This is a genomic window from Bacteroides xylanisolvens XB1A (assembly GCF_000210075.1).
GTDB classification, from domain to species: domain Bacteria; phylum Bacteroidota; class Bacteroidia; order Bacteroidales; family Bacteroidaceae; genus Bacteroides; species Bacteroides xylanisolvens.
Genome location: NC_021017.1, coordinates 2,744,028 through 2,758,345, shown reverse-complemented (window position 1 = coordinate 2,758,345; position 14,318 = coordinate 2,744,028). Strand labels below are relative to the sequence as shown.

Sequence of the window (14,318 nt, the reverse complement as noted above, 5' to 3'; positions counted from 1 at the left end):
TTAGGTAATAAGTATTAACCTGACGGATATATTTGGAAAACGACTACGGATAATACTTATTACTTAATACTTATTGTTTTATACTTAATACTTTAAATTACAACGTTTACAATCTTTTTCGGAACGACAATGATCTTTTTCGGAGTCTTGCCATCAATCCACTTCTGTGAACGTTCGTCTGCCAATACTGCGGCTTGGATAGCGTCCGAAGCTTCATCTGCTGCAAATTCCATATTGAAACGTGCCTTTCCGTTGAAAGAGATGGTATAGTTGATAGTATCTTCTTTCAGATATTCTTCGTTGTATGCAGGCCATTGGGCGTCGCATACGGAAGTTTCGTGTCCCAATACATCCCACAACTCTTCGCAGACATGCGGAGCGAAAGGAGCGAGAGTGATAACGAGCTGTTCCAGAATCTCTTTTTTGCTGCATTTCAGGTTGAAGAGTTCGTTTACACAAATCATGAATGCGCTGATAGATGTATTGTAAGAGAACTGTTCAATATCACCAGTCACCTTCTTGATTAATTTATGAAGGCTCTTCAATTCTTCTTTTGTTGCAGGTTCGTCCGTTACCAGATATTCGTCCGTACGGCTGTAGAACAACGACCAGAATTTACGGATAAAACGGTGTACACCGTCGATTCCGTTTGTATCCCACGGTTTAGACTGTTCTACCGGGCCGAGGAACATTTCATACATACGAAGTGTATCTGCACCGTATTTCTCAACAATCATATCCGGATTGACTACATTGAACATAGATTTACTCATCTTTTCAACTGCCCATCCGCAGACATATTTTCCGTCTTCGAGGATAAATTCGGCTGTTTTATATTCAGGACGCCATGCTTTGAATGCTTCCAAATCCAAAATATCATTAGATACGATATTTACGTCTACGTGAATAGGGGTAACTTCGTACTGATCTTTCAGGTTCAGTGAAACGAAAGTATTGGTGTCTTTGATACGATATACAAAGTTGCTGCGGCCTTGAATCATTCCTTGGTTTACTAACTTTTGGAAGGGTTCTTCCATTACAGACACACCCATGTCATACAGGAATTTATTCCAAAAACGAGAATAAATCAAGTGCCCTGTTGCATGTTCGGTACCACCTACATATAGGTCTACATTTTTCCAGTACTGGTCAATTTTCGGATCAACTAATGCCTGATGATTATGCGGGTCCATGTAGCGGAGATAATAAGCCGAAGAACCGGCGAATCCCGGCATGGTGTTCAGTTCCAGCGGGAAGACGGTTACATGGTCAATCTTCTCATTTTCTACGACACATTTGTTTACTGTATCCCAAGCCCATTTAGTTGCGTGTCCTAATGGAGGCTCACCTGTTTCGGTAGGCAGGAATTTAGCGACTTCCGGAAGTTCCAGCGGCAGGCTGGCTTCGTCAATCATATAGGGCATTCCGTCTTTGTAGTAAACAGGGAACGGCTCACCCCAGTAACGTTGGCGAGAGAAAATAGCGTCACGCAGACGGTAGTTCACTTTCACACGGCCCAGATTGTGCTCTTTTACATATTTCTTGGTTGTTTCTATCGCTTCTTTGATGGTCAGTCCGTTCAATGAAAGATCACAGTAAGGAGTGACATCAAGACGCGGAGAGTTGCAAACAATGCCTTCTTTTGCATCGAAACTTTCTTCGCTAACATCACAACCTTCTACCAACGGACGGATTTCCAATCCGAAATGTTTGGCAAATGCATAGTCGCGGCTATCATGAGCAGGTACAGCCATAATAGCTCCTGTTCCGTATCCGGCCAGTACGTAATCGCTGATCCATACAGGCACTGCTTCACCTGTGAACGGATTGATAGCATACGAACCACTGAACACACCGGTAACACTACGGTCGGCAATACGTTCGCGTTCCGTACGTTTTTTGGTACGATCGAGGTAGGCGTCTACTTCTGCTTTTTGTTCAGGAGTCGTTAACTGTGCCACCAATTCACTTTCCGGAGCCAATACCATAAAGGTAACACCGAACATGGTATCTGCACGAGTGGTGAAAATAGTGAATTCGAGGTCACTGTCTTTTACTTTGAATTGCACTTCAGCACCTTCCGAACGTCCGATCCAGTTTCTTTGGGTTTCTTTCAGAGAATCTGTCCATTCGATCGTGTCCAATCCATCAAGCAAGCGTTGTGCGTAAGCGGATACACGCAGACACCATTGGCGCATTTTCTTCTGGATAACAGGAAAACCGCCACGTTCGCTGACTCCGTCTACTACCTCGTCGTTAGCCAGTACAGTTCCTAATTCGGCACACCAGTTTACCATTGTTTCACCCAGATAAGCGATACGATAGTTCATCAGGATTTCCTGCTTTTCTTTTTCGCTTTTGGCGTTCCACTCTTCGGCAGTAAAGCTGATATCTTCGCTGCAAGCGGCATTGAGTCCTTCGTTTCCGTAGATGGCGAAGGCTTTTTCCAGTTCTTCGATAGGACGGGCTTCCTGTTCGTCGTTACAATAATAGCTGTTGAACATTTTTTGGAAGGCCCATTGGGTCCAATGATAATATTCCGGGTCGCAAGTACGGATTTCACGGTTCCAGTCGAAAGAGAAACCTATTTTGTCCAACTGCTCGCGGTAGCGGTTGATATTGTTGACGGTAGTGATGGCGGGATGCTGTCCGGTTTGGATGGCATACTGTTCTGCCGGCAGACCGTAAGCGTCATATCCCATCGGGTTGAGTACATTGAAGCCCTGCAGTCGTTTGTAACGGGCGTAAATATCCGAAGCAATGTATCCCAGCGGATGACCTACGTGTAGACCAGCTCCTGATGGGTAAGGAAACATGTTTAGTACATAAAATTTTTGCTTCGAATCATCTTCCGTAACTTGGTAGGTTTTCTCTTCTACCCACCTTTTCTGCCACTTCTTTTCAATTTCTCTGAAATTGTACTCCATAGTGATAAAGTTTTTATTTATAGTGATTTATACTGTTATTTCTAATTCGAGGCACAAATTTACGTGTTTATTTTCAGATAACCACGCTTTCCCTATTGACTTTCTTCTTTTTATTTTGTATATTTGAGGTCAATAATAATAAAGAAATAACAATGAAATATATAAATTTTATTACATAAAGTTCAATAGGTTAATATGCGAATTGCATAACGAGGATAACGAATGGGCAAGAAACTGTGAAGGTTCTTGCCCATTTTTGTTGCAATAATTCTATTTTAGGTATTGAAAGTGTCAAAAAAGAGTTTATAATAAACTTGGATACCGTTTATAATAAACCTCTTTGTTATTTATTAAAAACTTGAATAGAGTTTATTCGATTTCGAGGCTTTCGTGTAAAGAAGAAAGAATGATTGCAATGAATAACCGGCATCTTCTTTTCTTTTTTAATAAATAATTTCTACAATATACTGAATGAGTGTATTGATTATATTATTTTACAATATGTCATTGTTTTGCCCGGTAATTGATCATTCAACGTAAAAAGCTCCTGTTGTCTGTTCAATCAGTTCGGACTTATGAGTCAGTTCCGGATTGAATAGAAACCATCATTGAGTCAAAAAAAATGCAGAAATCGTCTGTCATATCATATAATTCTGTAATTTTGTTGTGCAAGCCCTGTAAAACTAAAACAGCATTTCCAAGTTAATCTTTTAATACTAAAAATACATATAAGTATGAAAATGAATCTTCATTGTTTTGCGAATCTTATCCCGATAATGATTCTCGCGCTTTTCTCGAATAGCGGACTGATAAACGCAACCGAAGTCGGAAAACGTACTGACGCATTGGAAGCATCAGCCTGGAACGAATCCAAATGGATTTCCGCAGTAGACGCTCCTGTAGTGAAAGGACATAACGACGATCGCGCAGCCGATGGCGCGAGTTGGTTCGTGTCCACCGTGAAAAATGAACAGAAAATTGTCTCCGCCAAGTGGATGACCGCTGGACTGGGAGTTTACGAGTTGTATGTGAATGGGAAACCCGTAGGCGAGGAATTTCTGAAACCGGGCTTCACACACTATGCCAAGACCAAACGTTCTTTCACTTATGATATTACAGACATCATCCGTACCAAGCTAAACGCCGAGAACATGCTTTCCGTACAGGTAACGCCGGGATGGTGGGGTGACAAAATCATAACTCCCGGAGGATATGACGGCATGATAGGCAAGAAATGTGCCTTCCGTGGTGTACTGGAACTAACTTTTTCTGACGGAAGTAAGAAGCGTTACGGTACCGACCTCGAAAACTGGAAAGCCGGAATTGCCGGTCCGGTGAAACATGCCGGTATCTTTGACGGAGAAGAGTACGATGCACGCGAACCGATGGGCTTCGAATGTGTGGATAAACTCTCCATACCCGAAGAGAACACCGAATTTTCTGGCGACATTCTGCCTTCGGACGGAGCGGAAGTCTATCTGCGTACAGATCTTGCTCTTGCTCCTATCAGAGCATATATTTGGAAGAATATAGAAGGAGCGAAAGAGAACGAGTTCGGTAAGGTGATTATCGCCCGTGAGTTCGCATCGGGCAAGGAGATAACCGTAAGTCCGGGAGAGACGTTAGTGGTGGATTTCGGGCAAAATTGCGCCGGCATACCCTCTTTCGTATTCAAAGCTGCCGAGGGAACGGTGCTGACCTGCCTTCCTGCAGAGCTGCTCAATGACGGCAACGGCGCCAAGATTCGTGGGATGGACGGTCCGGAAGGAAGCTGCCATCGCGAAAACCTGCGCATCCCCCACACCGGTATCCGTCTGGATTACACCTTTGCTGGCGGAGATAACTATGTGGCCTATTATCCTCACTGCACCTTCTTCGGTTACCGCTATGTCTCCATAACTGCCACCGGGAATGTTGCCATCAAGTCGTTGAAGTCCATCCCCGTTACTTCCATCGCAAAGGAACTGGAGACCGGCACTATCACCACAGGCAACGACCTTGTGAACAAGCTCATCTCCAACACTTATTGGGGACAGCTATCCAACTACCTGTCTATACCCACCGACTGTCCGCAGCGTGACGAGCGTCTGGGCTGGACAGCAGACACACAAGTGTTTGCAGAAACCGGTACGTTCTTTGCTAACACCATGAAGTTTTTCCATAAGTGGATGCGTGACATGCGCGACACTCAAAACAGTTTGGGTGGATTCCCCGGAGTGGCTCCCTTGGCACAATACGGTGATGAGAAAATGCGTTTGGGTTGGGCCGATGCCGGAATCATTGTGCCCTGGACGGTATGGAAGCAATTCGGTGACACGCAAATTATTGAAGAGAGCTGGAACGCCATGGACCTGTTTATGAACCACATCAACGACACCAAGTATAATCACGAGACTCTCTGCGGTGAGAACGGCAACTACCAATGGGCCGACTGGTTGAGCTACGAACCACTGGAAAGTTGTAGCGGACTCGCTTTCTCTCCCCAAGGCCCGCTTCCTGATGCCGTCAGCTATTGGAACTATTTGAGCGCTTCTTACTGGGTGATAGATGCTTTCATGATGCGGGATATGGCTGCCGCCACTGGTCGCGATGCCGCCAAGTACCAGCAAATGGCCGATTCGGCAAAGGCATACATCAAAGAGAACTTCCTCAACGAGGACGGCACCTTCAAAACCGCCATCCTCAACACCATGCAAACTCCTGCCTTATTTGCCCTAAAGAACCAGCTTGTGGAAGGCGAAGCCAAAGCGAAGATGATAGACCGCCTGCGTGAAAACTTCGCACAGCACGATCTTTGCTTGCAGACCGGATTCTTGGGCACATCCATTCTCATGGCCACCCTCACGGAGAATGGCATGGAAGACATTGCCTATGAACTCCTCTTTCAACGTAAGAACCCAAGCTGGCTGTATTCTGTGGACAATGGAGCCACCACCATCTGGGAACGGTGGAACAGCTATATGATAGACAAAGGAATGGGACCGCGCGGCATGAACAGCTTCAATCATTATGCCTATGGATGCGTATGTGAATGGATTTGGGAAACCGTTGCCGGCATCGCAGCCGATCCTGCCACCCCCGGCTTCAAACATATCATTATGAAGCCCATTCCAGACAAGCGGTTAGGACACGTGACTGCCGAATACCGTTCCGCCGCCGGACTCATCAAGAGTGCCTGGAAATACGAAGGAGATACCTGGATTTGGGAATTCACCATTCCTAAGGGTGTTACCGCTACCGTAACCCTTCCCGGAGAGATGAAGTCAAAGGAGTATGGAAGTGGAACTTACAAGGTGACCAAATAGTTCTTCATGTAAGAATTTGATAGTAAGGAGATGTATCGAAACTCTCTTTTAACGTGATTACCCTCATTACAGCTATTTGTGATGAGGGTAATTCTTCATTTTTACAATATATGGTTATATCTTGTCTTTCTCTTCTTTTTCTATCATCTCGTCGTAATATGTTATGCGTGCAGCACATTCTCGGATAGTCACTTCGCGCAGTACCTCTGTTCGTGCCAGCATATACTCGTATTCCTCTTTGTTGACGGTGAACAGCCGGTTGTATCGCGCTTCGATATATGCCCTGCATAATTTATCAAATGCTTTATTATCTTCGAAAGTATTGGTAGGAAACACATTAGCAAATCCTCGTGAACAGCTTCTGACCATCGCTCCCAGTACTTTTAATTCATGAGATTTAGGGCGAATTCCGTTATACACAAGCGTAAATGATTTGTAGAAGCGCTCGCAGGCTTGATGTAATAAGAAAGAACCTAATTTATAGTCTCCATCTTCATAGGCTAGTTCGCCATGTCTTAAGAATCCTTCTGCTAAAGGAAAACATTCTTCATATTCTTCCTCTGCATATTGCTTAATCTCCCGATACGGCAACTTTTCAGGTTTGCCAATATGAAACGTACCATTGTCATACAACAGAATTCCGTCTTTTATAATTTCATAAAAGAAATAATGCTTCCTTCTTATAGCTCTATTAATGGTCACTGGAGTTTCTACAATAATATTAGGCGGTGCCGGATGCCGCTTTCCTTCCATTCTTGTATCATATTTAGGAACGATCACCTCGCGCGCATGCCTCTCTGCTTTATTTGCGTCTCTCGTATCACATATCACCAGAATATCCAAATCACTTTGGTAGTAAGTAGTTACTCCACGTTCGTCGTATGTTTCATCCCAGATAACATATTTTCCCCGTGCATAACTTCCATACAAGATAATCATACGCACATTCGTAAGATTCGACAATATCAGCTCTTGCAACACCGCCAACTCTTCTTGCGTGCGTTTGGGCAAACGTTTTATTGATCTTTTCATATTGTTAGCCTATCTGTTAAACCTCTTCACATATCGGCATATCCATTCCTTTGTATACCACCACAATCTTATGAAGTTGTGTAGTGCCGACTGCTCTCTTTACCGTATCAGTGTCAGCATAATGATTCGCTTGGGCAATAGCTTCCTGTCGCAGTTCTTCCACGCGGCTTTCGGGATCTTTATACTTGGCATACTTCAGTTCCACAATGTAGCTGTGCTTCATGTCGGAATAGATATCCAGTAGCGGACAGAGGAAAATATCGACATAACCTGCCTGTGTGTCCTGTTCGGAAATGGGACGGTAGAAACGGTTTTGTGCCGTCATGGCAAGCGTAAAGCCGTGGACAAAAAATTCACCTTTCTGCTTGTCACGCTGGGAAGTGTAGTGTTTCAGGCAGTCAGCAATATAACCGAAATAGGCTTTCCAATCGCCATCGTAGGCAAGAGCGCTGGCAAGTTCGTTCTTTTCGTAACTACTGAAATTGAGTTCGGCTTCGTTATAGGTACTTAGCAGATAAGTGTAAATTTGTTCGCGGACTACCTGATTAGGAATGGTGAGTTTGGTCTTTCCTTTATACGTGCCGCTAATGGTGAGCATACCGAAATAGTAGAGCAGGCTCACAAAGTTGTCGGGATTGGTGATATTGATGGCAGGAAAACCTTTTTTCAGTTCTCCGGTGACGTAGCCTTCGCTCACCAATGTCTGTATGATGGAGGCATCATGGGCAAACTCTTTGTCCTTCCGGATGAGCATACGTAATTTTTCGTAGTCGATACGGATATTGTCTTCTACCATATCCCGGGGGGCTTTGCCTCGTTGAATATAATTCTTGACGAAGTAGAGTACCATATTAGAGTTGTACATAGTGGTTTCACCATAACATTCTTCCGCAAAGCAGTAGTTGTCATACCAAGGTTTCATTATTTCTATCAGTTCGTCCACACTGTGGTTGAATGGACTGGTGGTGGAATAGTAAGTGAGCATTTGGCGCACTTCTTCTTCCGTGAAACCTATCATCTCGTTGAATTCCGGTGTGAGCGAGTAGTTGGTTCCGATATTGAAACCACTTGTGAGGTCGTCCATTGTCACGGGGCTTACGCCGGTGATGAAACAACGCTCGATGCTGGAATAGGTTCCGGCTTTGATTTTATTGAAAAAGGCGCGCAGATAACCTTCGCCATGTGTTTCGTCCGTATAGCGATGCAGGCTTTCTATATCCGAGAGGATGGCATTGGTGAAATGGTCGTATTCGTCGATAAAGAGGTAAATACGTTGGTTGGTCTTATTACATTCTGTGAACAGGTATTCAAATTGTTCGACAGCTCCTTCTTTTTTGTCGAGTTCTTCCTTGATGCCTTTGGGGAGATAGTCAGCGTAAATGTCACAGAAGTAGTCGAACATTGTTTGGCAATGCGCGTCCAGTCCCTTGCGGTAGTTGTGTAGTTCGCCTACTATTCCGGAGAAGTTGAGGTATAGTACCAGATAGCTGTTCCGGTCGCGCGTAGGGTGCTTTCCGATGTAAAGGTCGCCAAACAGCGCTTCGAACTTATCCTTGGCAAGTATATCATAATAGTGCTGCAACATATTTACAGTGAGGCTTTTGCCGAAACGGCGCGGACGAATAAAGAAGAAAAACTTGTCCGCTTCTTCTATCATGGGTATAAACCGGGTTTTGTCCACATAATAACAGTCGTCGCGGCGGATTACTGCAAAGTTCATCATGCCGTATGGGATACGTTTTCTGTCCGGTGCTATATATTTTTCCATAACTTATACCTTATTTTAGGAGCTTTCTTTGAACATAAACAAAGGTACGGGCTTTTTGTTACTTCTCCAAACAAACATTCCATAACTTCTCGCTATCTTTGCACTCTATTAAACAAACATCACCACCATTATGGAATTGAAGCATGGATATTACCATCTGATTGCGATACTTGTAGTTGCTATCTGGGGATTGACTTTCATATCAACCAAAGTATTAATTAATCACGGACTGACCCCACAGGAGATATTCTTTTATCGTTTTCTCATTGCTTATCTGGGTATTTGGGTGATTTCTCCCAAACGTCTGTTTGCGGGTAATTGGAAAGACGAACTTTGGTTGATGGCAGGAGGTTTCTTCGGTGGTTCACTCTATTTCTTTACAGAGAATACAGCTTTGGGAATTACGCAAGCATCCAATGTCGCTTTCATCATTTGCACAGCTCCCCTGCTTACTACCATTCTTTCCCTTCTCTTTTATAAGAGTGAAAAAGCCACCAAAGGTTTGATTTATGGTTCCATATTAGCTTTAATCGGGGTGGGACTGGTGGTCTTTAACGGTAGTTTTGTACTTAAATTATCTCCGGTAGGGGATCTGCTCACTTTACTTGCCGCCCTGTCGTGGGCATTTTATAGTTTGGTGATAAAGAAAATGACAGGGCGGTACCCCACTGTATTTATCACCCGCAAAATATTCTTTTATGGAGTATTGACTATACTTCCCGCCTTTCTTCTTCATCCGTTACAACCTGATTTCGATGTACTTTTAAAACCGGTTGTATTATCCAATCTCTTATTTTTGGCCGTCCTGGCATCCTTGGTTTGTTATGTCCTCTGGAATGTGGTATTGAAACAGTTGGGAACCGTTAGAGCCTCCAATTATATCTATCTCAATCCGTTGGTAACAATGGTGGCATCCGTAATCATTCTTCACGAACAAATCACATGGATTACATTATTGGGAGCAGGTTGCATTATTTTTGGAGTCTATCAGGCAGAGAAAAAATAAGAAAGAATTTCTTATTTTCATATAGAAGAAATTCTTTCTTATTTCAGTTTGAATGACAGATCTGTTTTATATCTTATTTAGCGAGTAATTGGAGAATTTTATTACTAACATCGCTGTTTTCCTGAACACCACCAAAAAGCTTGGATTGTGGACCGTATGCAAACAGTGGAACCATGATTGGTGTATGTCCTTTAGATACAAACATTGCTTTCATTTTGCCTTCTTTTATGTTTCCGTCACGTAAAGCTAATGCTCCGGTTTCATGATCAGCTGAAATAATCACTAATGTATTTCCATCTTTTTCTGCAAATCTGATAGCAGCTTCTACCGCCTTGTCAAAGTCCAATACTTCACGGACAACTGCCGAATAATCATTACTGTGCGCACTTTTATCTATTCGGGCACCTTCTACCATTAAGAAGAAACCGTTAGTACTCCTGCTCGAAAGATAGTCAATAGCCATTTGGGTGGTAGACGGAAGGAAATCTCCCCGGTTTTCGTTTACAGAAGCTGTTTTGCTCTTTGTGGGTAAGTATCCCAGTTTTTTAGATTTCTTGATAGCTTTGTCATTCGGTTCCTCTATGATGGTAAACTCTTTTTTGATTTCCTTTTGAACGTTTGGTGCTTGTTTTTCAAATAGTTCATAACTACCGGCAGAAAAGAATGTCAGCTTACTGTTAGGAAGATCCGCCCAAATTTCTTTAGACATTCCACGCTCCGGTTGGTGAGCAAAAAAAGCAGCAGGAGTAGCTCCGTCGAGATTGTCAGTGGTAACGATTCCTGAAATGTAGCCATAGCCGGATAACTTCTCCGGTAAGTTGGGAATAACTTGGTTATTTTCATCCATTCCGAGCGCTCCGTTTTTAGTTTTTTTTCCGGTTGAGTAAGCAGTTCCGGAAGCAGCTGAATCTGTTGTAAACTTGTTGGCGGATTGCGTTCTGACGAAACCGCATGTTTTTAAATTAGTGATAGTAAGCTGTCCTTGATTGGCATACATTCCTGAACAGATATGTGCCAGTCCCATGCCGTCTCCTATCATTAAGATGACATTCTTCACCGGTCTGTCGGTAGCATCCATGTCAAATGAAGGAACATACGAACTTTGTGGATTTTCGTTCTTAAAATCTCCTTTGACGATTTCTTGTGCTGATAGATTATAGCAAAAGAATAAGGAGAGAATAAATAAGTGAGTTTTAAATTTTACATTCATGGCTAATATGTTTTTAATTCGAAGTAAGTAATTCGGATATGTTGACTGTATCGTATGGCTTTTCTCCAAATGCGGCATAATATTCTAATTGCATCCTCTTGGCATTATCTTGTCGGAATACATGCCAGCATCTTTCGTTTACCGGAATCACAAGCTCGTGTAACATGACAAACTTGTAAGTTGCTTTCGAACCGGCTAGTGACTTTTCTAATTGTTGTAGCCCTTCCGGATTCCGATCCCATGGATCATAACACACAAATAATACATCATCAAGAGTAGTAGTGTAATTGGCTGATTGTAATGATGGATGTCCTGCCAACCTTGCCATATTGGGTAAGTATACTTTTTCAAAAGCTTCTTTAGCCCCTGGTCCTGTGATATCATGATTACCTTTAGTCATAATGAAAGGTACTTTCAGATTCATTTTGTTGACAGCCTTAAAGGCACTGTTAGCCATCTGTATTGCTTTTTGTGGAGAACCGGCCAATCCTTCTGACAAGTCCCCCATTTGCAGAACGGCTTTTATTGACGGCTGGTGTTTTTGAACTTGCCCGCTGATTATCCGGGAGAATTCCGGCCATGTATTTTTCGTGAATACTGAATATTCTTTGGTAACTTGGCGCAGATCATCCGGTTTGGTGGATAATCATTCCATATCGTGATCTTCCAATAAATCATAGTGTATATCTCCCAACAAGAGAAATGAAACTTCTTTTTCATTTTGCTCTTGGGAGTATGATTGCAGAGAAGTCAAAAGCGATAAAAGGACAAATAATATTTTATTCATATTCTGTCATTTATTCATTTCAAAAGAAGGGGGTACACTGTCTGCCGCCCAATTCTTATTGGGAGTGTTTCCCATTGTAAATTCCAGTTTGCCGCCATTCATCAGTTCTTTATGTTCGAACCAGGATTGGTTCCAATCTTTGCCATTTAATTTGGCTGATTGGATATATTTATTTGTCGGCGAATAGTTGTGCGCAATGACTTCGAATGATTTGCCGGCTCCTGTTTCAATAACTGCTCTTTCGAACATAGGAGTTCCGATGACATAAATAGGCAAACCAGGAGTAATAGGATAGAAACCTAGCATGGAGAAGACTACAAATGCTGACATTCCTCCGCCATCTTCGTCGCCCGGGAGTCCCATCAGGTCATTTCTAAACCATTCATCGAGCAATGTCCTTACTCTTTTTTGAGTTCTCCAGGGCTCTCCTATATAGTTGTACAGATAAGGAATGTGCATACTGGGTTCGTTAGCCATTGAAAATTGACCTACATTACCCGTATGATCCGGTAATTGTGCATAAAATACATATTTGGCTTCGCCCAATGGGGTGTTATACATCGTTTCAAGATTATTTCTGAATGCTTCTTTCCCTCCCATCAGTTCAATTAAATCAGCAATATTATGGGGAACATCCCATCGGTATATCCAACCGTTATTCTCGCCGTATGCTTCACGAGCACCTAATCCACCGGCAGTGGCATAATCAAAGGGTTCTATGAATTCGCCTTTTGCATTTTTGGGATGGAAAAATTTTGTTTCAGGATTGAAAATATTCCGATAGTTTTTACTCCCTTGTAGAAAGTAGTTATAGTCTTTCTCATACCCAAGTTGTTTGGCTATTTGTGCCAGGCACCATTCATCGTAAGACGTACCTAGAGTGACAGCTACCGGTTGGCGTTTTTCAAATGGGTGTACTTCGTCAGCAGTTTCTTGTTCTCCCGGTGCCAATGCCGGTAAATATCCGTTTTCCCAATAGAATTTTGTGATTTCACCTCCCTTTATGCCTGACCATGGGGCTAACGTTTTTTCTGTAATACCAAGTTTGCAGGCTTCGTAAGCAGCTGATAAATCAAAGTTACAGATTCCTTTTATATATGAATCAATAACAGTGGCTACACCGTGATTGGAATTCATTCTACGGCTGTCTCCCGTAACTTCAGGAAATGTAGGCATCCAGTTATGTTCCATTTGTTGTGCCATTCTGATAAAAGACTGAATCATGTCAGCTTCCATTTCTGGTTCGATGATAACACGTAAGGGGTGGACTGCTCTATACGTGTCCCAAATCCAATCGTCGGTATAAAATGGGACAGAATCTTTGTGGATACTATTGTCGAAAGCACTGTAATAGCGGTTGTCTTCCGAAAGGCAAATCATCCGTTCGTAAGTCCGGTAGAGGGAAGTATAGAATATTGCTTTTGCATTTTCGTCTATTCCTTCCACTTTGATTTTACTTAATGTTTGGTTCCAGATGTTTTTGGCAATGTTCATCTGGTTTTCTACATCATAATCTTTTATTTCCCGCTGTAGGTTGGCTTTTGCTTGCTTTTCATCAATGAAGGATATACCGTAGCGAACTTTGATTGTTTTTATATCTGTTGAATATAAGAGAGCGATACCCACGTTCTTGCCTTTTATGGCAGTGTGGCTGTGATTTATTTCTTCTTTGCTGACAGTCATCGTTTTTTCCGGCAGTGCGGAAGTCTCCATATAAACATATACTTTGGTTTGATGATCTATGTTCTGATAACCGGAAATGGTATTCTCCGTAGTTTTAAGCTCACCATTGGTGGTACTAAGTATTAAATATGGAGCATCGTTTTTCCGGAAACTTAGTTCATAGATTCCTGCCTGGTGGGAAGGAGCGAATTTAGTGGAAACCTCTTCTTCTTCAAAATAGGAAGAATAGGAATAGGGTTTTATCACTTCATTATCATAACAATAGTAATATACCGGTTGTAATCCGCTCTCTGCTCCCTGATAGAAAGACAGGCTGAATGCAGACTTTCCCCGATGCGAGGTAACAATGACCGGTAAGCCTTTTATTTTATCAGAAGTGTAATCTGCTCTTTCCGGATAGATGCGGAGCATACTATTGGGAAGATGGACAGTTGGGTAAGTAGGAACTAACAAATGACTGATATTCCCCATATAAGGATTTACATAGTCAACCGGAGTTGACATTACCTCTTGCTTGTTGCTGCATCCATTGACGATTAAAATCATTAACAGTACTAACGGAATGAATTTTCTCTTGTACATAAACAGATTTTTTTATTT

Annotated in this window: 9 protein-coding genes; 2 read left to right on the top strand and 7 right to left on the bottom strand. The window is 42.6% G+C overall.

Annotated features, from left to right (window positions below; all coding sequences use genetic code 11):
* Nucleotides 1-92 precede the first annotated feature (92 nt).
* Entirely contained in the window at nucleotides 93-2,927 is a 2,835-nt protein-coding gene (gene leuS / locus BXY_RS10895) for a leucine--tRNA ligase (RefSeq protein WP_015531905.1), read from the bottom strand.
* A 734-nt stretch (nucleotides 2,928-3,661) separates the two neighbouring features.
* On the opposite strand from leuS, the gene BXY_RS10890 reads away from it, so the two are divergent.
* Entirely contained in the window at nucleotides 3,662-6,232 is a 2,571-nt protein-coding gene (locus tag BXY_RS10890; protein ID WP_009040663.1) for a family 78 glycoside hydrolase catalytic domain, read from the top strand.
* Between the two features lie 114 nt (nucleotides 6,233-6,346).
* Here the strand turns inward: BXY_RS10890 and BXY_RS10885 are convergent, their stop codons facing one another.
* The gene (locus BXY_RS10885) at nucleotides 6,347-7,264 is read right to left on the bottom strand and encodes a HEPN domain-containing protein (RefSeq protein ID WP_008775344.1); all 918 of its coding nucleotides are present in this window, start codon (nucleotides 7,262-7,264) and stop codon (nucleotides 6,347-6,349) included.
* A gap of 16 nt (nucleotides 7,265-7,280) precedes the next feature.
* Nucleotides 7,281-9,032 carry an AAA family ATPase gene (locus tag BXY_RS10880; protein ID WP_009040286.1) on the bottom strand — a complete coding sequence of 584 codons (1,752 nt, stop codon included), beginning with the start codon at nucleotides 9,030-9,032 and terminating at the stop codon, nucleotides 7,281-7,283.
* A 130-nt stretch (nucleotides 9,033-9,162) separates the two neighbouring features.
* On the opposite strand from BXY_RS10880, the gene BXY_RS10875 reads away from it, so the two are divergent.
* Nucleotides 9,163-10,038, top strand: a complete 876-nt coding sequence (locus BXY_RS10875; RefSeq protein ID WP_007757676.1) for a DMT family transporter — start codon at nucleotides 9,163-9,165, stop codon at nucleotides 10,036-10,038.
* 73 nt (nucleotides 10,039-10,111) lie between these two features.
* Here BXY_RS10875 and BXY_RS10870 read toward each other — a convergent pair whose 3' ends face one another.
* The 4 genes from BXY_RS10870 to BXY_RS10860 all read right to left on the bottom strand — a co-directional run bounded on the left by BXY_RS10870 (nucleotide 10,112) and on the right by BXY_RS10860 (nucleotide 14,300).
* Nucleotides 10,112-11,248, bottom strand: a complete 1,137-nt coding sequence (locus BXY_RS10870; RefSeq protein ID WP_015531904.1) for an alkaline phosphatase — start codon at nucleotides 11,246-11,248, stop codon at nucleotides 10,112-10,114.
* 13 nt (nucleotides 11,249-11,261) lie between these two features.
* Nucleotides 11,262-11,756 carry a metallophosphoesterase family protein gene (locus BXY_RS10865; protein WP_015531903.1) on the bottom strand — a complete coding sequence of 165 codons (495 nt, stop codon included), beginning with the start codon at nucleotides 11,754-11,756 and terminating at the stop codon, nucleotides 11,262-11,264.
* 138 nt (nucleotides 11,757-11,894) lie between these two features.
* On the bottom strand, nucleotides 11,895-12,035 hold the full coding sequence (locus BXY_RS23550) for a hypothetical protein (RefSeq protein ID WP_015531902.1): 141 nt from the start codon (nucleotides 12,033-12,035) through the stop codon (nucleotides 11,895-11,897).
* A gap of 6 nt (nucleotides 12,036-12,041) precedes the next feature.
* Nucleotides 12,042-14,300 (bottom strand): GH92 family glycosyl hydrolase, encoded by a 2,259-nt coding sequence (locus BXY_RS10860; protein WP_015531901.1) that lies wholly within the window; start codon nucleotides 14,298-14,300, stop codon nucleotides 12,042-12,044.
* Nucleotides 14,301-14,318 lie beyond the last annotated feature (18 nt).